Raw genomic sequence first — 24,466 nt, 5'->3', positions numbered from 1 at the left:
TACCTACGAACCCCCGGCGTCAGGCGGCGCCGACGGCTGATCATGTTGGTGCCCCCGCGAGAGTAGCGTCCGGCCGCCAGAGTGGGCCGCAGTTCACCGTTCGTGCGGGCGCGTCCGCTTGAAACGTTGGGGTAGGCTCCGGCTTGTTCGATCAATGTTCGACAGTAGCCGGAAGCGCGTTAGCTTTGAAGGCGGCTCCGGTGTCGTCGATCAGCCGGATGAATATATCCGACATGCCGATCGGACACGGTTGACGACCACAACGAGAGCGCGAGGAGAGTTCCATGTCCGTGACCCTCACCAAGGGCGGCAATGTCTCGCTCACCAAGCAGGCGCCGAACCTGCGCACGGTGATGATCGGCCTCGGCTGGGACGAGCGGGCCACCACGGGTGCCGAGTTCGACCTCGACGCGAGCGCCCTCATGGTCGGTGAGAACGGCCGAATCCTGTCCGACCAGCACTTCGTCTTCTTCAACAACCTGAAGAGCCCCGAGGGTTCGGTCGAGCACACCGGCGACAACCTCACCGGCGGCGGCGACGGCGACGACGAGAAGATCCTGGTGCAGCTGGGCCAGGTGCCCGCCGAGTGCGCCCGGATCGTGTTCCCGGTCTCCATCTACGAGGCGCAGCAGCGCGGCCAGTCCTTCGGCCAGGTGCGCAACGCCTTCATCCGGGTGGTCAACCAGGACGGCGGCGCCGAGCTCACCCGCTACGACCTGACCGAGGACGCGTCGTCGGAGACCGCGATGATCTTCGGTGAGCTGTACCGGCACAACGGCGAGTGGAAGTTCCGCGCGGTCGGCCAGGGGTATGCCTCGGGTCTGGCCGGGATCGCGCGCGACTTCGGCGTCAACGTCGGCTGAACCGCCGGCTGATCTGAAAGGGCCTGGAATGTCCGAACTCGATCTCGGCGGCGCCCCCCAGCAGGGCGCGCTCGTGCTGACCCCGCCCGCCCCGGTCGTGGTCGTGGAGCCGCAGCAGGCGGCCGGCGCGGTGCCCCTGCAGACGGAGAAGCAGGTCGAGCTGCGCAAGAAGGCCGCCGCCTTCGTCGAGGAGCTCGCCGCGATCGACACCAACTCGCCTGCCTTCCAGCAGAAGGTCACGTCGATCACGACGATGGGCGAGCAGGACATGCGCGCGGCGGCCGGGATGTCCAACCGCATGTTGGAGCGTCCCGCCGCCGCCCTGGGCCGGGGTCGCGGCCGTGGCGCCGACGATGCCCAGACCAGGGTGTCCAACACCCTCGTCGACCTGCGCACGACCATCACCGACCTGGACCCCAACCGGGCCGACCTGACCGGCGTGCAGAAGGTCCTGAAGTGGCTGCCCGGCGGCGACAAGATCGACCGCTACTTCGCCAAGTACAAGTCGGCGCAGTCGCACCTCAACGCGATCATCGTCGCCCTCGACTCCGGGCAGAACGACCTGCGCAAGGACAACGCGGCCATCGAGACCGAAAAGGTCAACATGTGGGCCACGATGGGCCGGCTCGCGGAGTACAACGAGCTGGCCGCCGCCCTCGACGCCGCGATCGAGGCGAAGGTCAACGCCCTGGAGGCGGCCGGTCAGACCGAGGCCGCCGGGACGCTGCGCTCCGACGCGCTGTTCCCGGTCCGGCAGCGCCGGCAGGACATCATGACGCAGATGGCCGTCAACGTGCAGGGCTACATGGCCCTCGACCTGGTCCGCCGCAACAACCTGGAGCTCATCCGGGGCGTCGACCGCGCGCAGACGACGACCATCGCCGCGCTGCGGATCGCGGTCATCGTGTCGCAGGCCCTGGCCCGGCAGAAGCTGGTCCTCGACCAGATCACCCAGCTCAACACGGTCACGTCGAACCTGATCGAGGCGACGTCCCAGCAGCTGAAGACGCAGGGCGCGGCGATCAACCAGCAGGCCGCCGAGTCGACGATCGACATCAACAAGCTCCAGGCCGCATTCGACAACGTCTTCGCCACCATGGACGCGGTCGACACGTTCCGCGCTCAGGCGGTCGAGTCGATGGCCCAGACGGTCCACGCCCTCGAGGGCCAGATCCAGCGGGCGGCGCCGTATCTGGAGCGCACGCGGCGCGGCGAGCAGACCGGCTGAGTCGCCCGTGCGCTGGTTGCGATGGTGGGGGGAGGCCGACGACGAGCCGGCCCCCACCCCCGAGCCCGCGGCCGACCCCGCCGTCGCGGGCGACCCCGAGCAGATCCGCCGCCGGATCACCGACGCCGAGCACTTCGTCAACCAGCAGGCGGCCCGCCTCCCGGCGGCGGCCGTGGTGAAGGCCCGCTGGCTCACCGACACGCTCCGGGAGATCCTGGACACGTCGGCGAACCGGCCGCTCGACATCCACGCCGTGCTGCTGGTCCGCAACAGCGTCGACGACTTCCTGCCGACCACCCTTCGCAGCTTTCTGAACCTGGAGGCGTCGATGCGCGACCGGCCCGCCCCGGTCCCCGAGCTGCTGGAGCAGCTCGACCTGCTGCAGGAGGCCGCGTCCAACATCCTGGTCGCCGTGCGCGGCCAGGACCGCGACGCGCTCGTCACCCAGGGCAACTTCCTGCGGACCAAGTTCTCCGGCTCCGACCTGGACCTGTCGTGAGCGGACCGGGGCCACGCGCGGTGGAGGAGGCGGCATGAGTCCGGTCAAAGAGATGAAGCGCGGGGCGAACGTCACCCTCACCCGGGAGATCCCGGACCTGCGGGGCGTGGTGCTCGGCGTGCAGTTCAGCGCCGGCCTGGAGCGGGTCCTCACCGACAACATCGTCGTCGCCGCGATCCTGTGCCGCGGCGACGGCGACGCCGTGTCCGACCGGCACTTCGTGTACTTCAACCAGCTCTCCTCGCCGGACATGTCGGTGCAGCAGCTGCGGGAGGTCGTCGGCGAGGACCACGACCAGATCGAGGTCGACCTGTCGGCGGCGCCGGCCGAGGTCACCCGGATCGTCGTGGTCATGTACGTCAACGAGGGCAACGCCGTGCGCCGCACCCTCGGCCGGCTGAAGTCGTGCGTCATCAGGGTCCTCAACCTCGACGGCAACGCCGAGCTGATCCGGTCGGAGAACCTGGCGCCCGCGCTGGACGCGGAGACCGGGCTGGCGCTCGGCGAGCTGTACCGGCACAGCGGCGGCTGGAAGTTCAAGGTCCTCGGCGACGGCTACGCCAGCGGGGTCACCGCCCTCGCGGCGGACTACGGGATCCGGTTGTGACCGGCACGGAAGACCTGTCCTGGCTGCGGCACCGCGCCCCGGTCCGCCCCGCCGCCGACGACCTGTCGTGGATCCGCCACCGCCGCCTGCCCGCCGCCGCCGCGCCCGCCACGCCTGCCGCACCCGCCGCGCCCGCCGCCCCGGCGGAACGGGCGGCTCAGGCGACACCTGCCGCACCGGCGACCTCGCTGGATCTGTCGGCGCCCAGTGCCCCGCCCGCGAGCACCTCCCTCGATCTGTCCGACAGCGCACCGCCGCCCGGACCTCCCCCGCCGGTCAGCACCTCCCTGGACCTTTCGGAGAGCGCGCCGCCGCCACCGGTCAGCGCCTCCCCGCCGCCGCCCGCGCCGCGCGGGGGCACGTCGCTGGACCTGTCCGGCAACCCGCCGGCCCCGCCCACCGCACCCGCGGCGCACGGCGGCACGTCGCTGGACCTGCCGCACCACCCGCCGGCGCCGCCCGCGCCGCACGGCGGGACCTCGCTCGACCTGGGTGGCGGGCCGACGCCGCCGGCGCAGGGTGGCGGCAGCACGTCGCTGGACCTGTTCGGTGAGTCCGCTCCCCCGCCACGCACCCCCGCGGCGCCCGCGCCCGCGGCCGCCCGGGCGTTCACGCCGCCGCGGACGCACGACTCGGCGCCGACCGTCCTCGGGCCGCGGCACCCGTCGGTCGTGCTGACCCGCCTGCAGTCGGGCATCGGCGCGCTCACGTTCGAGGCCGCCTGGTCGCCGGACGAGGGGTTCGCGCTCGGTTGCGCCTACCAGCTCGACTCCGGGGCGTCGTCGGTGCTGCGCCCCGGCGAGACCTACGGCCCGCTCACCATGGACCGCCGGGCCGGGCACCAGCGGCTGAGCCTCGACCTGCTGCACGGCAGGCACCTGCGGCGGCTCATCATCTTCGGCACCCCGACCGCGGACCCCGGCCCGTACTGGGCGGGCACCCTGCTCATCGGCACCCACGGGCACGCCCGCATCGAGGTGCCAGTCCAGCCGCCGCCGCCCGGTCCGACGGTGCTGCTGTCGCTCTACAACGTCGACGGCGAGATCGTCCTGCGCGCCGAGGCCCAGACGGTGCAGGGCCGCACCCGCGACGCGTGCCTCGCCTTCGGCTACGACCGCATCGCCTGGCGCGACGCCGACACCGCCATCCCACCGGCCGCCTGAGCACCGCCGCGGCGGGCGCGGTAGGCGGCGGCCTTCACCCTGTTGCCGCACTCCTCCATGCCGCACCAGGCGCGGTTGCCCGCCCTGGAGCGGTCCACGAAGAGCCGCGTGCACTCCTCGAGGGCGCACTCCCGCACCACGACGGCGCCGAGGGAGCCGAGCAGCTCCAGGGCGGCGACGGCCACGGCGACCCCGACCGACGCGGCGGGCGCCCCGGGCGGGGCCGCACGGCGGATCCCGTCGGCGGTGAGCGTCACGCGGGGCGGCGGCGCGGCACCCGCCGCGTTCAGCGCGCGCAGGTCCCCGGGCGGCCACGGCTGCCCCGCCAGCCCGGCCGTCACGAGCCGGTAGACCGTCTCCCGCAGCGCCACCAGGTCCGCGAGATCCACTGTGGACAGTCGGGGGGCGGACGTCAGCAGGCCCGCCTCGACAGCCCAGCGGGCGGCGTCGGCGGGGGCGGCGAGCAGCTCCTCCGGGGCCGGGCCGCGGCGCCACTTCAACGTCCCGGCGAAGTCGAGGGCCAGGTCACCGCTCACGAACACGAACGTCACGTCACCACCTTGACAGGTGACGCGGTCCCGGCGCAAGGTTGGCGTCACCGGTCAAGCAGGTGACGCGAGAGGGCGGGCATGATCAGCTCCGAGGAGTACCTGTACTACACCGACCGCGCCCTGGACGGCATGGCGCGCATCGTCACCGAACTCGGCGACGAGCGGGCGGCCCGGCGGCCGCTGCCGGCCGCGAACTCGCCGTTCGCGCTGCTCACACACTGTCTCGGCGTCATGGAGTTCTGGGCCGGGACCCTCGTCGCGGGCCGGCCGTCGCACCGCGACCGCGACGCCGAGTTCACCGCCGAGGGCCGCGTCGAGGACCTGCTGCTGCGGGTCGCCGAGGTCAGGGCCCGGTTCGCCGACGACGTGCGGGCGGCCACGCCCGGCGATCCGCTGCGCGGCACCCCGCCCGCCCGCTACCAGGGCCCCGACCGGATCGGCACCCAGGGCGCCGCCCTCCAGCACGTCTTCGAGGAGCTCGCCCAGCACCACGGCCAGATGGAGGTCCTCCGCGACTGCATCGCCCCGGAGCGCGGCGACGACACGCGACGGCTGCGGGCGGGGCACGGCGTCAAGTGGGGATCCACGGAGCCGGGCACCATCGCCGCGTGGGTCGCCGACATGGACCTCGGCGTCGCCCCCGCGATCCGCGACCGCCTCCTCGACCTCGTGCACCGCGAGGACTTCGGCTACCCGTTCTGGCGCGGCGAGGACCCGGTCGTCGCCGCGTTCGAGGACTGGATGCGGCAGCGGCACGGCTGGGACCCCGCACCCGGCCGGACCCGGGTCTTCACCGACATCCTGCAGATCCTGCAGGTGACGGTCGAGCACACGACCGTGCCCGGCGACGGCGTCGCGATCCACGTCCCGTCCTACCCGCCGTTCCTGGCCAGCATCGCGCGGGCCGGCCGCAGGATCGTGCCGCTGCCGATGCTCGACGACGGCAGGCGCTGGACGTTCGACACCGACCGGCTCGAGGAGCGGCTCGCCGGGTGCCGGCTGCTGGTGCTCGTCAACCCGCACAACCCGACCGGCCGGATGTTCGACCGGGCCGAGCTGGACGCCGTCGCCGCCGTCGCGGAGCGGCTCGACCTGGTGGTGCTCGCCGACGAGGTGCACGCCGACCTGGCGTACGGGCCGGGCCGCCACATCCCGTTCGCGTCCCTGAGCGGGCCGGCCGCGGCACGCACCGTGACCGCGACCTCGGCGACGAAGGCGTTCAACCTGGCGGCGCTGCGCCTCGCCGTCGCGCACGTCGGCCCCGAGCGGGTGCGGCGGTCCCTGGACGCGCAGCCGATCGACCTGTACGGCACGCCCAGCATCGCCGGGCGGGTCGCGACCGTCGCGGCCTGGCGGGAGTCGTACACCTGGCTGCGACGGACGAAGGAGCTGCTGCGGGCCAACCGGGACACCGTCGCCGCCAGGCTGGCGCACCGCCCGCCCGAGGCCACCTATCTGAGCTGGATCCATTGGGGCGGCACCGATCCCGCCGCGCGGCTGGAGGAGACGGCGAAGGTCAGGCTCAGCGCGGGCGCGGAGTTCTCCGCGGGGACCACTGTGGACACCTCGGGCTTCGTCCGGCTCAACTTCGCCACCGGCCCCGGCGTCCTCGCCGAGATGCTGGACCGGCTCGCCGCCGATTTCACGGACGGTCACCGGATCTCCTAGACTGCACGACCATGCGGGGGATCAGGAGGGGTCGATATGACAACCTGCGACGCATCCAGAGCAGCGACGTCGGCGCCGACTACCTGCTGATCCACCAGCTGACGCTGCGCGAGGAGTTCCCCTGGGACATGCGCATGGCGTTCAACCTGGCGTTCAACCGGTCGTTCGCGCTGCCCCGCGTCGCCGCCGCGCTCGTGGCGACCGGGCGGGTGCTGACCGAGCCGCGGCGGCGCGCCGACGACACCGGCATCATCATGTACGAGATCCTCATGCACGGCTTCGAGCATCCTCGCGGCCGGCTGGCGCTGCGCCTGCTGAACGAGGCGCACCGGCACGTCACCGCCGACAACGACGACAGCGTCTACGTCCTCGCCGCGCTCACCGTCATCCCGATGCGATGGCTGCGGCGGTACGGGTGGCGCTCCCCCGCCGAGCAGGAGCGCGAGGCGGCCGCCCGCTACTACCGCGAGATCGGCCTGCGGATGGGTGTCCACGACATCCCCGACGGCTATCAGGCGTTCGAGGACTGGTTCGACGCGTACGAGGCGGCGCAGCTGCGGCACACGCCGGAGGCCGAGCGCATCGAGCGCGTGACCCGGGACCTGCTGCGCGGGCGCATCCCGAAGCCGTTGCGGGGGGTCGCGGACTCGCTGATCGCCGCGCTCTACGACCCGCCGCTGCGCCGCGCGTACGCGGTGCCGGACCCGCCCGCGTGGGCGAGGACCGGGCTGCACGCGGCGCTGCGGGCGCGGGCGCTGCTGCTGCGGCTGGCGCGGCCCCGCACGTCGCCGCTGTTCGCGGACGGGATCGTCACGAAGTCCTACCCCGACGGCTACGACCTGGCGAAGCTGGGCCGGTCCGTCTAGCCGACCAGGGTCGTGACCCCGGCGAAGCCGGGCCGGTCCGCTCAGCCGACCAGGGTCGTGACCCCGGCGAAGCCGGGCCGGTCGGCTCAGCCGATCAGGGTCGTGACCCTGGCCAGGGCCGGGACGCGAGGGGTGGAGCCGAAGCCGAAGCGGACCGGCGGGTCGATGTCGGCGAGGGCGCCGAGGTCCTCGCCGTCCCACGACGCGGTCGCGGCCGTGATGCGGTGGAGGTCCTGGACGCCGTACCACTCGTGCCGGCCGCCGCCGGCGCTGCCGTGGGTGCGCACGCCCGGCTGGAGCAGGCGGGCGGGGCGGGCGATGGCGGCGACCCAGCGGGGGTGGCGGGCCAGGGGCGGCGGCACGCAGCGCAGGAGCCAACCGAGCGGGCCCCTGCGCCCGGTCGTGAACCGCAGGTGGAGCGGTCCGGCGTCGGCGGCCCAGGTCGTACCGGAGCGGACGACGCGGACAGGGGCGACCCGGACGTCGTCGAAGCGGTAGGTCGCGGCGACGAATTCGGCGAGCTCCCCGGTGGCGGCGAGCAGGATCCGCCGGCCGTCGGGGCGCTCGGCCATGACGTCGCTGACCGGCCCGAACGGGGAGCGCGGCCAGTGCCCCAGGACGAGGCGGGTGCCGCCCGCGGTGCCGACGCCGGCGATCCAGCCGTCGAACCGCAGGAGCGTCATGCCGCTGCCGCCGCCGTCGCCTTCAGATGTGCCGTCGGTGCCGCCGGTGCTTTGCGGTGCGCTGTCAGCAGGAGGACCACGCCGGCGGCGCAGAGGGCGGCGGCGGAGACGTACGCGTAGCGGTAGCCGAAGTGCTGGGCGAGGCCGAACAGCGGCCCGGCGAGGATCGCGGCGACCGGATACGCGTTGCCGGCCAGGGTCGCGGCGCGGCCGGGCTCGCCGGGCAGCATCTCCTGCACGAAGGAGATGCCGAGGCCCTGCACGGCCGCGATGAAGCTGGCGTTGACCAGCTGCGCGGCCGCCACCTGCCAGGTGTGCGCGGAGGCCGAGACGAGCACGTAGTAGAGCACGCCGAGGCCGGCGCCGACGATGACGAGGCGGCGCAGCGGCCACCGGGTCGACAGCGCGCCGAACCCGAGCATCAGCGGGATCTCCAGCGCGGCGCACAGTCCCAGGACCAGGCCCGCGTCGCGGACGGAACCGCGCAGGTCGTGGCTGAGGAACAGCGACATCGCCTGGACGCCGAGCGAGCCGGCCGCCTGCAGCAGGGTCAGCGCGGCGACGACCTGCAGCACGCTCGACGGCGCGTGCGCGGCCTCGGTCCGTGCCGGCTTGACGGCGGGCGGGACGTCGTCGAGGACGAACACGGCGACGAGGACGGCGGCGGCGTACATCGTGGCGGCGGTCAGGTACAGCACGCGGAAGCCGCCGTAGTCGACGAGGAACGCGGCGACCGGCGGGCCGGCGACCCAGGCGATCGAGAACAGCATCCGCAGCGTGCTGATGGTCATCGCGGCGCGGGTCGAGCCGCGCTGCTCGAGGGCCTCACGGGCGTAGGCGAACGCCTGCGGGAACAGGGCGCCGCTGATCGCGGTCACGGTGACGGTGAGGGCCAGCAGCACCCAGTAGTCGCGGACGAACGCGGTGGCGGTGGCACTGACCCCGCCGGCGGCGGCCGCGACGGCGAGGATCTGCCGGCGGACGGGACGCCGGTCGGACAGGCGGCCGATGACCGTCGACGACACGACCATCGACACCGGGCCGGCGACGAGGAACGCGGCGACGTGCACCGGGTCGGCCTTGACGGCGGTGCTGAGGAACAGCGACACGAACGGTCCGACGACGGCGGTGGACAGGCCCACGAACAGGAACATCACGCCGAGCGGCACCAGGACCCGCCCGGCGGGGGTGACAGGGGTTCTCGGGGGTGCGCTCGTTACCACAAGCGGTTACCTTACCGCTAAAGATGGCGGGTCTCCGGGTGAACCGGGTCACCCGTCCGCGGTGGTCCTGTCGTCGCCGGCCGCTTTTACAGGACTGCTGACGCTGCCGCGAACGGGACGGTGTCGACGCCGAGGGCCAGGGCGACTCCGCCCAGGGCGGCGGCGCGCAGGGACAGGGCGCTCTGGGCGACCTCGACCGACGCGGCCGCGGCGGTGAACGCCGTCTCGGCGAGCCCGCGCTGCAGCGGCTCGCGCAGGATGTCCGTCGCGGCGCCGAGCTCGTCGCCGAGCAGGACCCGCTGCGGGTTGATGAGGTTGACGAGGTTGCCCAGCGCGTAGCCGAGCTGGGTGCCGGCGTCGGCGAGGAGCCGGCGGCAGCCGGGGTCGCCGGCCTGGGCGAGCGCGATGAGCCCGGCGAGGTCGGTCAGCTCCGGATGCGACAGCCTCGCGTGACTGAGCAGGGCACGGCCGCCGACGGACAGCTCGACGCAGCCCCGGTTGCCGCACCGGCACACGGGACCGCGCGCGTCGAGGGTCACGTGGCCGAGCTCGCCGGCGGTCCCGGCGGCGCCGCGGTAGAGCCGGCCGTCGAGCACGATGCCGGCGCCGATGCCGGTGGCGAGCTTGACGTAGACCAGGTCGGCGCAGCCGCGGCCGGCGCCCCAGACGTATTCGCCGAGGGCGGCCAGGTTGGCGTCGTTGTCCACCCGTACCGGCAGCGAGAGGCGATCGGTGAGCTCGTCGGCGGGCAGCACGTCCGCCCAGCCCGGCAGCATGCCGGGGGACCCTATGCGCCAGTCGCGGGTGATCGGCGCCGGCACCCCGAGCCCGACGCCGACGACGTCCGCCCGGGTGGCGCCGATGCCGTCGAGGGCCGCGTCGACGAGGGTCGTGCCGAGGTCCAGGGCCTCGCGCGGCCGGTCGTCGATGTCGAAGTCGGTGCGGGACTGCCGCTCGGTGAGCACGGCGTGACCGAGGTCGGCGAGCGCGACGCGCACGTGCCGCCGGCCGACGTCGACGCCGACCGCGATCCCGGCCCGCCGGGTCAGCCGCACCACCGACGCTGGACGGCCACCGACCGGCTTGGCGGCGGCGCCCACCTGCTCGCTGACGAGGTCGGCGCCGCCGAGGTCGGCGAGGGCCGAGGAGACGGTCGGGCGGGACAGGCCGCTGAGGTTGACGAGCTCTGCGCGGGTGCGTGGCCCATACAGGCGCAGCGTCTCAGCCACCCGTCGGCCGGCACCGCCGGTCTCGGGGTGCCAGAGGGTGTGAGGGTCGATGCGCTGGGCCGCCACTGCGCGATCCTCATGGGACACGCGCGTTCTGTCAAGGACTTACTGAAACTATCGTCCCAAACCGGTATGCAGCAAGCGCATCTGTCAGGACTTGACAGAACCCGCGCTTCGTGTGGCCGCTCTACGGTACGCCGTCGCGCCGCCGTCCACTGTGGATGTTTCCCGCATCTATCCGGACGTCCCGGTCATCTCGCCGCCGCCGCTTGAAAAAATGTCGCACCCAGTGACTAACGTGCCGGGGGTCAAGGAAGTCCGACCCCCGATGAGGCAGGGATCGCATGACGTGGCTGACCGCCGGCGGTGGCTATGAGGTCACCCTTTCCGAGGGCCGCATAGCGTGCCGCAACGCCAAGGGCAAGCTGCTCAAGTCCGTGCCCCCGGCGTTGAAGGACGACGCCGTGGTCTTCGGGCTCAAGCAGCTGCAGGAGTGGCTGGGCCGGCACGAGGCGCAGGTGCGCGAGCAGGTCGACCGGTGGATGGTCCGGTCACTCCCCGTGCCCGCCGAGGTCCTCGCGCGTGTCTGGCCCGACGAGGTGTGGCGGGCCGCGCTGACCGACCTGGTCGTCGCGGTCCTCGACGACGACGGCTCCTGGGACCCCGACGAGGTCGGTTTCCTGCGCGACGCGTCCGGTGACGGCGGCGGCACGATCGGCATCGTCAATCTCGACGGCGAGACGGTCCGGCTGCCCGCGGCGCGCGTCGCGATCACCCACCCGGTGCAGCTTGCCGACCTCGACGACCTGCGGGAGTTCGCCGCCGACCTGGGCGTGAAGCAGTCGGTCGACCAGCTGTTCCGCCAGACGTGGACGCGCGGCGCCGACGTCGAGCCGGCCGCGACCAGGGTCACCGACTATGCCGGCGGGAAGTTCGCCGAGCTGCGGCACCTGACGGCGCGCTCCTCGTCGCTGGGCTATCCGGTGAAGGGCGGCTCCGCGGTCTGCCGCGTGTTCGAGGGCGGCCGCACCGTCGAGGCCCGCAGCTGGGTCGGCGCCGACGATCCCTATTACGAGACCGAGACCGGCGACCTGGTGTTCGTCCGGGAGGACGGCACGACGGTGCCGCTCGGTGAGGTCGGACCGGTCGCCTGGTCCGAGGGCATGCGCATGGCGGCGGCGCTCTATGCCGGCCGCGTCGTCGAGGAGACCAAGGAGGAGGAGCAGGCATGAGCGCAGAGGCACTGTTGGACGCGGGTGCGGTGCTGCCCTCCGGGGAGGGCGCGGCGCAGGACACGATCGACACGCTGACCACCCGGGCCTATCGGCACCCGGTCCTCGGCGACCGCACCGTGGTGCGCCTCGTCCCGGGCACCCTCGGCGCGGCCGAGGACCTCACCATGGAGTTCCTCGGGTTCACCGCGCCCGAGACCGTCGCCGAGGTCGGCGTCGTGCGGCAGCAGGCGCTCGGGTTCCCCGCATGGGCGCTCGTCAACGACCCCGCCAACGGCCACCACGCCCTGGCGCTCGTCAAGGACATCGAGCGGCTCGTGCGGATCGCGAAGTCGCGGATCGGCCCGGCCCGCGACGGGTTCGTGGAGCTCGGCGACCGGCTCGCCCGGTCGGTGCCGCACTTCCTGCCGACGTTCTATGAGGAGGCGGCGCGGGCGTTCCTCGCCGCCGACAGCCCCACCTATGCGGCGTCGATGTTCGGCAAGGCCCGCGACGCCGAGCGGGCGTTCGCGCTGAAGATCGACGAGGACCGGCAGCACACGGTCTTCCTGGAGTTCGCGCTCGCCGGCGCGCTGACCGCGAAGGCGCTGTCGGCCTATGCCCGCGACCTCGCGGCGCGCGCCGACGCGGCGACGGCCTATGAGCGCTTCCGGCGGCTGTGCGTGGAGCGGACCCTCGGCGGGATGCCGCCCTATGCGTCGATGCACACCGACCTGCGCCGGCTGGCGAAGGCGGCGAAGCTCGGCGCCGACGAGGAGGAGGCGCTGCTGCGGGTGCTGCTCACCGCCCCGTCGGTCGTCCGCGCGCCCGGCGGCTTCTGGACGGCCTATCGGGCCCCGCTGGTCACCATCGCCCGGCAGGATCCCGCCGTCCGCGGCCAGCTGCTGACGATGTTCCCCGGCAACTGCCCCGACGGGACGTGGCTGGAGATCCTCGACGAGTCCGGCGCCACCGAGGCGCTGACCGGGCCGGCCGGCTCCGTGCCCGCCGGGGCCGAGCCCGCCGACGGTCCCGCCGGCTGGCTGACCCGCCTCGACCGGCACCGCTCCGGCTGGCGGCGGGAGCGGCTGGCGGCGCAGTCCGCGCTGGTCGCACGGATGGCGCAGCGGCTCAAGGCCGACGGTGTCCCGGTCGGGCTGACCTCCGGTCATTACGTCGACCTCGACGTCGTCGACCTGTGCCTGGAGCTCGGCGTGCCCCTGGAGGACGTCGCGACCAACGCGCGCTGCGCCGTCGAGCAGTGGCTCAAGGACGACGAGCCGGGCCGCCGCGACCTCGTCCACGTCGCCGCGCACCCGGACCTGCTGCCGCGGGTCGCCGCGAGCATCGAGGACCACCTGCGTCCCGGCTGGCGCAGCACCAAGGTGTCGCCGGAGGACGTCGCCGCCGTCGTCGCCGTGCCCGGGCTGCGCACGGCGCTGCACTGGTGGATGGACCAGCTCGCCGACAGCGTCATCGGCCAGGGCCTGCCCGGCATCGACGACCAGCTCAAGCGGCTCGAGCTCGTCGCCTGCCCCGAGGGCCTCGCGGTCAACCCCGAGGCGGTGCGCCGCATCACCGAGCACGACCTCGGCCCGGTCCTCGCCGCCACGCTGCGCGCCGGGGTCTTCGACGAGTTCGGCTGGCCGGCGCTGGAGGCCGCGGTCGAGACCCTGATCGGCGACAGCGCCGTCGAGTCCGACGACGACTCCTATGACGCGAAGGTCCGCGTGCACCGGCAGTGGCCGCAGCTGGTGGTCCGCGCCGGCGACCAGGTCGCCGTCGTCGGCCCCGACGGGGTCGAGCTGGAGCACACCCTGCGGATCCCCGCCGACCAGCGGCGCTATGACTGGAGCACCGTCCTGCGCTTCGTCGACGGGCAGCTGCTCGTCAGCTGGGACAAGGGCGAGGAGCGCGGCGGCTATTGGAGCGGCACCGCCGACGACGTGTTCACCACCCCCGACGAGGCGTTCTCCACCAACACCTACCTGTCGCTCCCCCTGCCGGGCGGCGGGCGCACCGCCGGCGGCCGGCCGCTGCGCGTCGGTGACCGGTCCGCCCAGGAGCGCTCGCAGGTGTGCAGCGACGGCCAGCACTACTGGGCCCTCGCGCAGGCCGCCGACGAGAGCTGGCGCTGGCACGAATACGACCCGGCCACCGGCGCGCTCGGCCGGCCGTCGCTGCCGTCGTTCTTCGAGGCCGGCGCCGTCGACGGCGAGTCCCTGCGGCACGCCCCGTCCCGGCTGATGCCGGTGCCGCCGCAGGCCGCGGACAGCCCGCTCGGGCAGCGCGACGGGCTCGCCGGCTGGCGCGTGCGCACCACCGCCGCCGGCGCGGAGATCGGCGCGGGCATCGACGGCCGCACGTTCACGCTGCCGGCGAAGTTCGAGCGGGCGGGCCGCCGGCACGGCCGGCAGGTCGGCGCGGTCCGCTTCCCGGGCTCCGACACCGTCTACGGCATGGTGTATCAGGAGCTGTGGCGGGACAACCGGATCGTCCTGTGCGCCGAGGACGGCTCGGAGATCGCCACGCTCAAGACCAACCTGAAGCAGGACCCGTTCCGGGAGGGCACCCGCATGCTGCCCCCTCCGACGTATTGGCACTATCTGCGGGTCCGCGACGAGGCCGGCTCGGCGGCGCTGCGGGCCGTCACCGACGAGCAGGCGGTGCGGCTCCTCGCCGCCGTCGTCGACCTCGTCGGCCCCGACGCCAAGATCGACGGCGACGCGGCGCGCAAGCTCGTCGGCGAGGCGCTCCCCGAGGTCGGCTCGGCCCCGCTCGTCGCCGGGATCGCCGGCATCGTCAAGCAGGCGGCCCGTTCCGCGGCGCGGCTGGTCGAGCTGACCACGGCCACCGCGGCTCTCTCCGGCCAGGCCGTGCGGGAGGACCCCGACGGGCACCTGCCCGACGACCGGATCCTCAACGCGGCCCTGTCCGGGCTCATCCCGAGCTGCTATGACTACAGCCACGTCGCGGCCAACCTGTACATCAACGTCGGCGCGGCGCTCGTCGGGCTGGAGCCGCAGCGGCCGATCGCACCGATCGCCGGCGACGCCGACCCCGACTGGTTCGCCGTCATCGGGCAGCTGCCCGCGGTCGTGCACCGGGCCGTGTCACCGATGATCTCCGCCGAGCACCACACCCACCTGCTCGGGCTCCTCGAGCTCGTCGCCGGGTCGGGGCTGCTCGCACCCGGCGGGCGGCTGCGGCGGCTCCGGCTGAAGGCCGACGACCTCGCCGCGATGCCCAAGGTCGGCGACCTCGTCACCACGGGCGGGCGGCGGCTGGTCGTGCTGCGCGCCGACACGTCCGACGGCGAGATCCAGGCGGTCGAATACGCGCCGGACGGCACGTTCGGCGCGGTCCCCGGGCACGCCATCACCCACCATGACGTGCAGGACCCGGGTGGCTGGGACACCGCGCGGGTCACCGCGTTCGTCGAGGCCGCCCGCGAGCGGGGGCCGCTGCCGTGGCGGCCCGAGCTCGTCCCGGCGGTGTCGGCGGCAGCCGGGATCACCCTCGCCGACGCGGCGGTCCTGCTCGCCGAGCCGGTCACGTTCAAGCAGTGGCGGGAGGAGCGGCCCGAGGCCTGGCAGGTCGACCCGGCCCTGACCGACGACGCGATCGAGGGCGCCGTCAGCGACCGCGACTCGCTCAGCCGCGCGGAGCGGCGCGGCATCGCCGCGGCGATGCTGTCCGAGGACCCGGCGCAGCTGTGGACCACCGGGCCGTCGGTCGAGCGGATCGGCGCCTGGCACGTGGAGCGGTATGGCACGAGGACCCCGCTCGCCGACGAGCTGATCGTCGACGTGCGCAAGGCCCGCGTCACCGCCGGCATCCGCGCTTCGGCGTTCGTGCACGGCCTCGCCAACCCCGAGACGTGCCGCTGGCTGCACGGCCACGACGAGGGCGTCGGCGGCGCCGACCTGATGATGGCCGTCACCCGCACGATCCCGTGGCTGGTGCGGCGGCTGCCGGCCGGCGACCCGCTGCGCGTCAACCTGCCCAGGGTGCTCGAGCTCGTCCGGCAGCGGCTCGCCGACCCGGCGCTGGAGCTGCAGATCGGCACGCTGTATGAGGAGGACCTGACCGGGTTCATCGGCAAGATCGGGCTGCCCGTCACCGTCGACGGGACCACCCAGGACGCCGGCCTCTACAAGCTCGTCCACGACCGGCACTGGCCCATGGTCATGCTGCGCCCGGCGCGGCTCACCGGGCCCGACGACCCGCGCCTCACCGCGCTGCTCACCGAGCTGGACAGCTCGCCGCGCTTCGTCGTGGCGATGCGGGCGATTCTCGGCGGGCAGCTCGACGCGTGGGTCGAGGCGGCCGCGTCGACGGAGGGCTCCGACGAGGATCACGACCCGTCGCGCTCCGCGCCGGACCTCGTCGCCGAGGTCGCCGAGCGGCACGGGCTGAGCGCCGACGCGGCCACGCTGTATCTGCAGCTGCTCGCCCTGCCCGACCCGACCGACCGCAACGCCGCGGCCTGGACGGGCTGGAAGCCGGCGCGGCTGAAGAAGGCCCGCGCCGAGCTGGCCGCCACCGACCTGGTCGTGGAGGCGAAGCGGCCGAGGGCCGGGCGGACGCTGTTCCTGCCCGGCGGCTGGGTCGCGATGTCCAGCCCGCACCTGCCGTTCGAGCGGTGGAAGCTGCCGCTGTTCATCCGCGACGGCGACAACGTGACCGGCCTCGGCGCCGTCATCCCCGTCGCCCCCGCGCCGGCGCTGTTCACCGTGGCCTGGGCCAGGGTCACCGGCGGCGACCACCCCCGCTTCGAAGAACTCACCACGAAGGGCCGTCGATGAGCACCACCCTGGAAACCCCCGCCCCCGCGCGGCAGATCGACCCCGCCGAGCACGCGCACGCGGCGGAGCTCGCGTTCCTCGCCGCGCACGACGACGGCGCCCGGCCGCCCGGCTGGCGGCTGACCCCGCGGGCCGTGGTGACGTTCATCGTCGGCAGCGACGACAAGGAGCTCATCCTGCCCAAGGGCGCCCGCACCGGCGACCTGCCGGCGAAGCTCGCCATCACCCGGAAGTTCGTCGGCGACCGGGCCCTCGTCGAGCGCTGCGTCGTCACCCTCGCCGGCGAGCGCGGGCTGCTGCTCGTCGGCGAGCCCGGCACGGCCAAGTCGATGCTGTCGGAGCTGCTGTCCGCGGCGGTCTGCGGGACCAGCGAGCTGGTCGTGCAGGGCACCGCGGGCACCACCGAGGACCAGCTGCGCTACGGGTGGAACTATGCGCTCCTGCTCGCCGGCGGCCCCTCCCCCGAGGCCCTTGTCCCCTCACCGGTGCTGACCGCGATGCGCGCCGGCGCCGTGGCCCGCGTCGAGGAGATCACCCGCTGCCTGCCCGAGGTGCAGGACGCGATGGTCTCCATCCTGTCCGACCGGCGGATCGCGGTGCCGGAGCTGTCCGGCACCGCCGGCGCCACCATCCACGCGGCGCCCGGCTTCACCCTCATCGCCACCGCCAACCTCCGCGACCGCGGCGTCTCGGAGATGTCGGCCGCCCTCAAGCGCCGCTTCAACTTCGAGACCGTCGGCCCCATCCCCGACCTGGCCGCGGAGACCGCGCTCGTCGGCCGCCAGGCGAAGGCCGCCCTCGACCGGGTGCGCACGCCCTTCGGCGTCGACGAGGCGGTCCTCGAGGCGCTGGTCACCGCGTTTCGCGACCTGCGGGGCGGGCGGTCCGTGGAGGGCTGGGAGGTGGAGCGCCCGTCCACCGTCATGAGCACCGCCGAGGCGGTCGCCGTCGCCACCTCCCTCGGCCTCGCCGCCGCGTATTTCCCCGGCGACCGCGACGTCCTGTCCCTCCTGCCCGCCCACCTCCAGGGCGTCGTCTGCAAGGACGACCCGGCCGACGGCGCGAAGCTCCTCGGCTACTGGGACGGCGCCGTCCGCCGCCGCGCCGAGGAGGGGTCCCGGCTGTGGACCCAGCTGTGGGAGCTCCGCGATGTCCTCAACTCCTGACCCTTCCCTGCCCGCCGCGGCGGGCAGGGGTCCGGGCGGGCTTCCGTCTGCCACGGGCGGGGAGCCGGGCGGGCTTCCGTCTGCCGCGGGCGGGCTTCCGTCTGCCGCAGGCGGGCTTCCGTCTGCCGCAGGCGGGCTTCCGTCTGCGGCGGGCGGGGAGCCGGGCGGGCTTCCGGTCGTGCTTCCGGAGGGCGTCCCGGACGGGGCGTTGCGGGCGCTGGCCGAGTCGACGGCGCCGCACCTCATCGGGGTGCGGCACCACTCGCCTGCCCTGTCCGCGGTGATGGACGACCTGCTCGACGCGGCCCGGCCGGAAGTCCTGCTGCTGGAGCTCCCGGCCGAGTTCGCCGGCTGGCTGCCGTGGCTCGCCGACCCGGCCACCACGGCACCGGTCGCCCTCGCGGGGGTGGCCGGCCCGCACGGCAACGCGGCGTTCTACCCGTTCGCGGACTTCTCCCCGGAGCTCGTCGCGGTGCGGTGGGCGGCCCGCAACGGCGTCGAGGTCATCCCGTGCGACCTTCCCCTCGCCGACCGCGCCTGGCACGAAGACCTCCCCCACGACCACGCGTCGCCGGAGGTCCCCGGCCTGGACGCTCCGGGCACGGACACCCCCGGCTTGGACACCCCCGGCTTGGACACCCCCGGCTTGGACACCCCCGGCCGGAGCGGTCCCGCCTCGGCCGCACCCACGGCCGGGGACCCCGATCACGACGGGTCCGCTCCGGGGGCGTCCACTCCCGCCGCGTCCGCTCCTGGTGCGTCCGGTGCCAGCGCATCCGGCTCCAGTGGGGCCACGCCCGGTGGGGCCACGCCCGGTGGGGCCACGCCCGGTGGGGCCACGCCCGGTGGGGCCACGCCCGGTGGGGCCACGCCCGGTGGGGCCACGCCCGGTTCTGCCGGCGACGGCGGGGCGGGGGCGGCGGGGAGCGTGGCGCCGGAAGGGGTGCGGTTCCTCGGCGACGCGTTGCGGCGGGGGGCCAGCGGGCGCCCTGACGAGGACATGTGGGACCGGGTCGTCGAGGCGCGGTCCCCCGGTGCGGCGCCTGAGGCGGTCCGGCGGGCGGCGCTGCTCGTCGGATGGGCGATGCGGCACGACACCGGCGGCGATGTCACGGCGCTCGACCTGCGGCGCGAGGCGTGGATGCGACGGCAGCTCGCGGCGCTCGAAGGGCGGCGGGTCGCGGCGGTCGTCGGGTCGTTCCACGCGTGGGCGCTGCTCGACGTCGACAAGCCCGCCACCGACCCGGCGCCGCAGCGGGCCGGGAAGGGGCCGGAGGTGGTGACGTCGCTGGTGCCGTACGCGTTCTCGTTGCTCGACGCCAGATCCGGCTACCCGGCCGGGATCCGGGACCCGCGCTGGCAGCAGGCGGTCGTCGCCGCAAGGGGGCGGCCGGCCGACGTCGAGCGGGCCGCGCTCACCGCGATCGTCGACGTCTGCGCGCGGGTCCGGGCCGCCGGGCATCCGACGGGGCCGGCCGAGGCGCGGGAGGCGTTCCGGCTCGCGTCGGACCTCGCGCGGCTGCGGGCCCTGCCCGCGCCGGGGCGCGGCGAGATCGTGGAGGCGTTGCAGAGCGTCATCGCCCACGGCGAGGTCCTCGGCCGGGGCCGAGTCGTCGCGACGGCGATGGAGCAGGTGCTCGTCGGGGAGGAGCGCGGTGTGCTCGCGCCGGGGACGCCGCGGTCCGGGCTGCGGCCCGCGGTCGAGGCGCTCGTCGCCGAGCTCCGCCTGCCGGGCGCCGGTGAGAAGGCGCGCGACATGCGGCTCGACTCGCTGCGCTCCGACCTCGACCGGCGGCGGGAGGTCGCGTTGCGGCGGCTCGAGGTGTGCCGCGTGCCGTACGGCGAACGCATGACCGTCGAGGGTGCCGGCGGCGCCGACGCGCTCACCACGCGGTGGACGGTGCAGTGGGTGCCGGGCACCGAGGCGATGCTGGAGCTCGCCGGCATCCGCGGGGTGACCCTGGCCCAGGCGGCGGAGGGCACGCTGCGGCAGCGCCGGCGCGCCGAGCAGGACGACAACGGGCCCACGTCGGCGCAGCTCGTCGACGGGCTCGCCGTGGCCGCCGGGTGCGGGCTGGTCGCCCTGACCCGGGAACGGGTCGCGGAGGTCGCCGCTGAGGTCCCGGCCGCCGCGAGCCTGGACGAGCTGATGGCGGCCCTCGCGCTCGTCGACCGGCTCGACCGCGGGCACGTCCCCGGCATGCCCGCCGGGGAGCTCGGCGAGCTCGGGCCGGTGATCGAGTCGCTGGAGTCGGCCGCGGTACGGCAGGTCGACGGGCTCGCCGGCTCCGAGTCCGCCGACGACGTCCGGGCGCTCGTCGCCCTCGCGCAGCGCGCCGACGCGGCGGGGGTCGGGCTCCGGCTCGCCGGTGCCGTCGACCGGCTCGCCGCGGAAGGGTCGCCGGTCATGTCGGCGGCGGCGGGTGCGGTACAGGTGATGCTGGGCCTGGCCGAGCCGTCCGCCCTCGGCACGAGGCTGGCGTCGTGGGTCGACGGCGCGCGGACCGACGAGGGCCGGCGGCGGCTGCTCGGGCGGCTCCGCGGGCTGCTCACCGCCGCCGAGCCGCTCCTGCAGGCCGGCGACGAGATCATCGACGGTCTCCTCGACCGGGTCGAGACCCTGCCCGACGCCGATTTCCTGTCCCGGCTGCCCGCCCTGCGCGGCGGCTTCCAGGCGGTCAGCCCGGCCGCGCGGGACCGGCTGCTCGCGGTCGTCGAGCAGCGGCTCGGCGACACGGTGTCCGCCCGCGACATCGCCGACGCGTCCGCGGAGGACCTGCTGGTGCGGCTCCTCGCCGACCGGGCGGGCGCCGCGGCCCTCACGGGATACGGGCTCGCGCTCCCGGCGGCCACCACACCGGCGGCACCCGCGACCACCGCGTCCGGCGGCGCCGCATCGTCCCAGGAGCCGACCGACGCGGACCCGGTCACGCCACCCGGCGGAGCCGAACCTGCCGAGGGCCTGCCGGCCGACGGAGCCGAACCCATTGAAGGCCAGCCGGCCGAACCCATTGAGGGCCCGCCGGCCGACCCCGTTGCAGCCCCGCCGACCGACGCGACCGAACCCGTTGAGGGCCTGCCGGTCGACGGGCGCACGTTGTCCACTGTGGACAGGTGGCGGCTGCTGCTCGGGCGGCGGTCGGAGGATCTCGGTCCCGGGGCGGCGAGGTACGCCACCGCGCTCGACGAGCTGTACGGGGCCGGGACCGGCGAAGGCTCGCGGGCCGACGCGGCCGGGCGGGCCGGGCGGGAGGCGCCGTTCCCCGGGGTCCGGGAATGGGCCGAGGAGCTGTCCGCGCTGTTCGGGCCCGGCATCCGCGAGGAGGTCCTGGCCCGCGCCGCGGAGTCGGGGCGGCGTGAGGCGGTGATGCTGCTGGACCCCGACGCGGTCACCCCGTCGGTGGAGCTGCTGCAGACGGTGCTGTCCCTCGCCGGTGCGATGCCCGAGTCGGCCGTCGCGCGGCTGCGGCCGCTCGTCGCGCGGATCGTCGAGGAGCTCACCCGGCAGCTGGCGGCGCGGCTGCGGCCGGCCCTCGCGGGGATCACCACACCGCGGCCGACCCGGCGGCCGGGCGGGCCGCTCGACCTGCCGCGGACGTTGCGGGCCAACCTCGCCACGACCCGCCGCGACGAGGAGGGCAGGGTCCGGGTCATCCCTGAGCGACCCGTGTTCCGCACCAAGGCCAGACGCGGCGTCGACTGGCGGCTCGTCCTGGTCGTCGACGTGTCCGGGTCGATGGAGGCGTCGGTCATCTGGTCGGCGCTGACCGGGGCGATCCTCGCCGGTGTCCCGGCGCTGACGACCCATTTCGTGGCGTTCTCGACCGAGGTGGTCGACCTCACCGACCGGGTCAGCGACCCTCTCGGGCTGCTGCTCGAGGTCAAGGTCGGCGGGGGCACCCACATCGCGGCGGGGCTGCGGCACGCGCGGTCGCTGGTGACCGTCCCGTCGCGGACCCTGGTCGTCGTCGTGAGCGACTTCGAGGAGGGGTACCCGCTCGGTGGTCTCCTCGGCGAGACCCGTGCCCTGGTCGAGTCGGGGGCGACCGTGCTGGGCTGCGCCAGCCTCGACGACGGGGGCCGCCCGAGGTACTCGGTGTCGGTGGCGTCGCAGCTCGTCGCGTGCGGCATGCCGGTCGCCGCGCTGAGCCCCCTGGAGCTGGCCCGCTGGGTCGGGGAGAAGGTACGCACATGAGCACTCCCGGGCTGCCGCCGGTGGCGGACACGGTCCTCGTCGCGGCCGTCGAGGCGTTGCCGGCGCGGCTGCGCAAGAAGGTCGACGAGGCGGTGACCCGGTTCGCGGCGCTGCCGGTGACCGGGGCGGACGGGCGGTTCACCGTCACGGTCGACGACACGACCACCGTCACCCTCGTCACCGACGGCGGGGTGGTCCGCGAGGCGGGCGCGGCGACGTGCACCTGCCTGCTCGCGCCGAACTGCCTGCACCGCGCCGCCGTCCTGGCTCTGGCCCCGGCGCACTCGGGTGAGGACCCGCCGCCCGCCGAAGAGGCGCACGGCGAGGACCCGCACCCGAGCGGCGCCCCGGAAAACCCGGAAAACCAGGAAAACACGGAGGACACGGAGGACACGGAGGACACGGAGGACACGGACGACACCACGAGGCCGCGGGACGCGGAGCTGCCGGCGGTCGAGGAGGCCGTCGAGGAGCTGACGGTGCAGCAGCGGGCGGCGGTCGAGCACCTGTGGCGGGCCGCGGTCGACGTCCTCGGCGCGGGCGTCACCGGGTCCGGGACCGTGGCGCGGACCGCGTTGCTGCGGGCGGCGCACGAGGGTCAGGCGTGCAAGGTGTACCGGCCGGCGGCCGCCGCACGGGTCGTCGCCGCGATGCTGCAGGCCGCCCGCACCGGGGATCCCGATTTCCGGCTCGGTGACCTGACCGCCGCCCTGCAGGAGCTCATCGGGGTGCTGCAGCGGCTCCGCGACGCCGGCTCGGTGGCGGAAGGGCTGCTGGGGGCGGCTCGCCGGTCGTACCAGCTGCAGGGGAGCCTCCGGTTGCACGGCCTGTGCACGACGGCGGTGCTCGCCGACTCCGGGTATGCGGGCGTCGTCACCTATGTCGTGGACCGCGACGGCGGGCTGTGGATGATCGCGGACCTGATGCCCGGCGACGCGAAGCGGGCCGCGACGGCGGGCAACGCGACCGTCGCGCTCGGCGAGACCGCGCTCAGCCACCGGGCGCTGACCAGGGCCGGCCTGGTGGTGTCGGGGGCGACGGCGTCCGCGACCAGGCAGCTCGGCGCCGGGAAGTCGGTGCGGGCGGTCACCGCGCGCGGGTGCGGCTGGGACGAGGAGCCCCTGGCCGGGCTGTGGGCGGTGCCGCTCGGCGATCAGGTGCACCGCGCGTTCGAGGCGCTCGCGTTGCCCGTGACGGACAGGCGGGCCGGCGACGACCTGATCTTCCTGACGGTCCGCGTCGACGGCACCGACGGCGACGCGGTCCACGCCACGGCCACCGGCGGTGTCCCGCTGACGTTGCGGGTGGCCGACGACGCGCCGGCCCTGGCGTACCGGGACAACCTGCGGCTGCTCGGCCGGGCGACGGGGCTGGAGCTGCGGATGGTCGCGCGGCCCGATCCGGCGCGCCGGGGCACGGTGTTCCCCCTCGCGGTCGCGCCGGTGGGCGGCGCCGGGTGGCACCTGCCGGCGGCGCAGAGCGGTCACGTCGACCTCGCGTTCGACCGGCTCCACAGCAGCCACCTCCCGCAGGACGTGCCGCTCGCGGCGGAGGGTGGCGCCGGGCGTACACCTGCCGCGGACGGAAACGGTGATCCTGTCCTGCGCCTGATCGCCGCGCAGGTGGAGCGGACGGTGTCCGGGGGGAGGACCGTGCACACGTTCGCCGCCGGGAGGGGACCGTCCGACGCCACGCGGCTGCGGCGGGCCAGGCTCGACACGGGCGCGGCGCTGCTCGACCGGCTGACGGAGGCGGCGTGCACCCGGCCCCGGGACGCCTTCGGGCGGCTCGCCGGGGACGACGGCAGCGCGTTCGCCAGGGCGTGGCTGGCCACGGCGGTCTACACGGGCGCCGCGACCCGCGCCGCCGCCGAGGCGACCTGGCTGCCGGCCGTCCCGGCCTGACGCCGTCCGGTCGCCGCGGCACACCTGCAGCCGCGGCGACCGGCCACGGCCCTGGCGGACCGGCGCCTCCGAATCCGGCCCGGCGAAGCGGGCCTCCGAATGCTGGGCCGGCCCGGCGAGCCCGGCGCCTCCGAAATCCCGGCCCGGCGAGCCCGGCGCCTCCGAAATCCCGGCCCGGCCTGGCGAGCCTGCGTCTGCAAATGCCGCACCGGCCCGGCGAACCGGCGTCCACACGTGCAGCCCCGGCCGGCGAACCGCGGCCGCGGGAGAGAGCCGCGCGACTCAGCCGCGGGCCTGGGCGGCAGGCGGAGCCGCGGGGCGGAAAGCGTCAGCGCACGACGTCGGTGACCGCGGCGATCCAGGCGAGGGCGTCCTGTTCGGCGGCGAACGAGCGGCGGGTCGCGTAGACCGTCGCGGTGTCACCCACGGTGACCACGAACGTGACCGCCCACGTCTCCTGGTCGCGGCGCAGCATGCGGGCCTTCGTGTCCAGGTGCACCGGCGCGACCAGCGTCGCGTGGTCCAGGTTGAGATAGGTGGCCTGTGACGTCGCCATCTCCACCACCGGGACGAGCCTCATGTCCCGCACTGTAAGCGACGGC

The 24,466-nt window shown here is 74.8% G+C and carries 17 protein-coding genes; 12 read left to right on the top strand and 5 right to left on the bottom strand.

What is annotated here, in order from left to right; translation table 11 throughout:
- Nucleotides 1-284: 284 nt before the first annotated feature.
- From ACZ6TV_RS40685 to ACZ6TV_RS40665, 5 genes are read left to right on the top strand one after another with little or no spacing between them, the layout of a single operon-like run.
- The gene (locus ACZ6TV_RS40685; RefSeq protein ID WP_465304276.1) at nucleotides 285-863 is read left to right on the top strand and encodes a TerD family protein; all 579 of its coding nucleotides are present in this window, start codon (nucleotides 285-287) and stop codon (nucleotides 861-863) included.
- Between the two features lie 28 nt (nucleotides 864-891).
- Complete coding sequence (locus tag ACZ6TV_RS40680) at nucleotides 892-2,091, top strand: toxic anion resistance protein (protein ID WP_465304274.1); 1,200 nt, start codon at nucleotides 892-894, stop codon at nucleotides 2,089-2,091.
- A gap of 7 nt (nucleotides 2,092-2,098) precedes the next feature.
- Nucleotides 2,099-2,590 (top strand): hypothetical protein, encoded by a 492-nt coding sequence (locus tag ACZ6TV_RS40675; protein ID WP_465304272.1) that lies wholly within the window; start codon nucleotides 2,099-2,101, stop codon nucleotides 2,588-2,590.
- Between the two features lie 34 nt (nucleotides 2,591-2,624).
- Nucleotides 2,625-3,197, top strand: a complete 573-nt coding sequence (locus tag ACZ6TV_RS40670) for a TerD family protein (protein WP_465304270.1) — start codon at nucleotides 2,625-2,627, stop codon at nucleotides 3,195-3,197.
- A complete protein-coding gene (locus ACZ6TV_RS40665; RefSeq protein ID WP_465304268.1) occupies nucleotides 3,194-4,360 on the top strand; it encodes a hypothetical protein in 1,167 nt (388 codons plus the stop codon). The genes ACZ6TV_RS40670 and ACZ6TV_RS40665 overlap by 4 nt, the downstream gene beginning before the upstream one ends.
- Here the strand turns inward: ACZ6TV_RS40665 and ACZ6TV_RS40660 are convergent.
- Nucleotides 4,306-4,911: a CGNR zinc finger domain-containing protein gene (locus tag ACZ6TV_RS40660; RefSeq protein ID WP_465304266.1), complete on the bottom strand. Its 606-nt coding sequence runs from the start codon at nucleotides 4,909-4,911 to the stop codon at nucleotides 4,306-4,308. The two genes, ACZ6TV_RS40665 and ACZ6TV_RS40660, sit on opposite strands and share 55 nt — an antisense overlap.
- A 78-nt stretch (nucleotides 4,912-4,989) precedes the next feature.
- On the opposite strand from ACZ6TV_RS40660, the gene ACZ6TV_RS40655 reads away from it, so the two are divergent.
- Together ACZ6TV_RS40655 and ACZ6TV_RS40650 are read left to right on the top strand one after the other, a co-directional pair.
- The gene (locus ACZ6TV_RS40655) at nucleotides 4,990-6,579 is read left to right on the top strand and encodes an aminotransferase class I/II-fold pyridoxal phosphate-dependent enzyme (protein ID WP_465304264.1); all 1,590 of its coding nucleotides are present in this window, start codon (nucleotides 4,990-4,992) and stop codon (nucleotides 6,577-6,579) included.
- Between the two features lie 11 nt (nucleotides 6,580-6,590).
- Nucleotides 6,591-7,445, top strand: a complete 855-nt coding sequence (locus ACZ6TV_RS40650; protein WP_465304262.1) for an oxygenase MpaB family protein — start codon at nucleotides 6,591-6,593, stop codon at nucleotides 7,443-7,445.
- An 86-nt stretch (nucleotides 7,446-7,531) separates the two neighbouring features.
- On the opposite strand, the gene ACZ6TV_RS40645 is transcribed toward ACZ6TV_RS40650, so the two are convergent.
- From ACZ6TV_RS40645 to ACZ6TV_RS40635, 3 genes are all read right to left on the bottom strand, one after another.
- Nucleotides 7,532-8,128: a hypothetical protein gene (locus ACZ6TV_RS40645; protein ID WP_465304260.1), complete on the bottom strand. Its 597-nt coding sequence runs from the start codon at nucleotides 8,126-8,128 to the stop codon at nucleotides 7,532-7,534.
- Entirely contained in the window at nucleotides 8,125-9,351 is a 1,227-nt protein-coding gene (locus ACZ6TV_RS40640) for a sugar efflux transporter (protein WP_465304258.1), read from the bottom strand. The genes ACZ6TV_RS40645 and ACZ6TV_RS40640 overlap by 4 nt, the downstream gene beginning before the upstream one ends.
- 86 nt (nucleotides 9,352-9,437) lie before the next feature.
- Nucleotides 9,438-10,580, bottom strand: a complete 1,143-nt coding sequence (locus ACZ6TV_RS40635) for an ROK family protein (RefSeq protein ID WP_465304256.1) — start codon at nucleotides 10,578-10,580, stop codon at nucleotides 9,438-9,440.
- 344 nt (nucleotides 10,581-10,924) lie between these two features.
- Between ACZ6TV_RS40635 and ACZ6TV_RS40630 the strand changes: the two genes are divergently transcribed.
- From ACZ6TV_RS40630 to ACZ6TV_RS40610, 5 genes are all read left to right on the top strand, one after another.
- Nucleotides 10,925-11,812 (top strand): DUF4132 domain-containing protein, encoded by an 888-nt coding sequence (locus ACZ6TV_RS40630; RefSeq protein ID WP_465304254.1) that lies wholly within the window; start codon nucleotides 10,925-10,927, stop codon nucleotides 11,810-11,812.
- Nucleotides 11,809-16,599, top strand: a complete 4,791-nt coding sequence (locus ACZ6TV_RS40625) for a hypothetical protein (protein ID WP_465304252.1) — start codon at nucleotides 11,809-11,811, stop codon at nucleotides 16,597-16,599. Before ACZ6TV_RS40630 ends, ACZ6TV_RS40625 begins: the two co-directional genes overlap by 4 nt.
- Nucleotides 16,596-17,765, top strand: a complete 1,170-nt coding sequence (locus ACZ6TV_RS40620) for an ATP-binding protein (protein WP_465304250.1) — start codon at nucleotides 16,596-16,598, stop codon at nucleotides 17,763-17,765. The genes ACZ6TV_RS40625 and ACZ6TV_RS40620 overlap by 4 nt, the downstream gene beginning before the upstream one ends.
- 178 nt (nucleotides 17,766-17,943) lie before the next feature.
- Nucleotides 17,944-21,960 carry a DUF5682 family protein gene (locus tag ACZ6TV_RS40615; RefSeq protein ID WP_465304248.1) on the top strand — a complete coding sequence of 1,339 codons (4,017 nt, stop codon included), beginning with the start codon at nucleotides 17,944-17,946 and terminating at the stop codon, nucleotides 21,958-21,960.
- Nucleotides 21,957-23,864 (top strand): hypothetical protein, encoded by a 1,908-nt coding sequence (locus tag ACZ6TV_RS40610; protein ID WP_465304246.1) that lies wholly within the window; start codon nucleotides 21,957-21,959, stop codon nucleotides 23,862-23,864. The genes ACZ6TV_RS40615 and ACZ6TV_RS40610 overlap by 4 nt, the downstream gene beginning before the upstream one ends.
- A gap of 328 nt (nucleotides 23,865-24,192) precedes the next feature.
- Here ACZ6TV_RS40610 and ACZ6TV_RS40605 read toward each other — a convergent pair whose 3' ends face one another.
- Nucleotides 24,193-24,444, bottom strand: coding sequence for a hypothetical protein (locus ACZ6TV_RS40605; protein WP_344504607.1), 252 nt, complete (start codon nucleotides 24,442-24,444; stop codon nucleotides 24,193-24,195).
- Between the last annotated feature and the right edge of the window lie 22 nt (nucleotides 24,445-24,466).

It is taken from the genome of Dactylosporangium sp. NPDC051087 (assembly GCF_055586325.1).
The sequence above is the reverse complement of the archived record's forward strand: the minus strand, read 5'-3'. Positions and strand labels throughout refer to the sequence as shown.

Coding starts and splice junctions, on each gene's coding strand:
- ACZ6TV_RS40685 (WP_465304276.1), top strand. CDS start 285: ATGTCCGTGACCCTCACCAAGGGCGGCAATGTCTCGCTCACCAAGCAG.
- ACZ6TV_RS40680 (WP_465304274.1), top strand. CDS start 892: ATGTCCGAACTCGATCTCGGCGGCGCCCCCCAGCAGGGCGCGCTCGTG.
- ACZ6TV_RS40670 (WP_465304270.1), top strand. CDS start 2,625: ATGAGTCCGGTCAAAGAGATGAAGCGCGGGGCGAACGTCACCCTCACC.
- ACZ6TV_RS40655 (WP_465304264.1), top strand. CDS start 4,990: ATGATCAGCTCCGAGGAGTACCTGTACTACACCGACCGCGCCCTGGAC.
- ACZ6TV_RS40650 (WP_465304262.1), top strand. CDS start 6,591: ATGCGGGGGATCAGGAGGGGTCGATATGACAACCTGCGACGCATCCAG.
- ACZ6TV_RS40645 (WP_465304260.1), bottom strand. CDS start 8,128: ATGACGCTCCTGCGGTTCGACGGCTGGATCGCCGGCGTCGGCACCGCG.
- ACZ6TV_RS40630 (WP_465304254.1), top strand. CDS start 10,925: ATGACGTGGCTGACCGCCGGCGGTGGCTATGAGGTCACCCTTTCCGAG.
- ACZ6TV_RS40625 (WP_465304252.1), top strand. CDS start 11,809: ATGAGCGCAGAGGCACTGTTGGACGCGGGTGCGGTGCTGCCCTCCGGG.
- ACZ6TV_RS40620 (WP_465304250.1), top strand. CDS start 16,596: ATGAGCACCACCCTGGAAACCCCCGCCCCCGCGCGGCAGATCGACCCC.
- ACZ6TV_RS40610 (WP_465304246.1), top strand. CDS start 21,957: ATGAGCACTCCCGGGCTGCCGCCGGTGGCGGACACGGTCCTCGTCGCG.
- ACZ6TV_RS40605 (WP_344504607.1), bottom strand. CDS start 24,444: ATGAGGCTCGTCCCGGTGGTGGAGATGGCGACGTCACAGGCCACCTAT.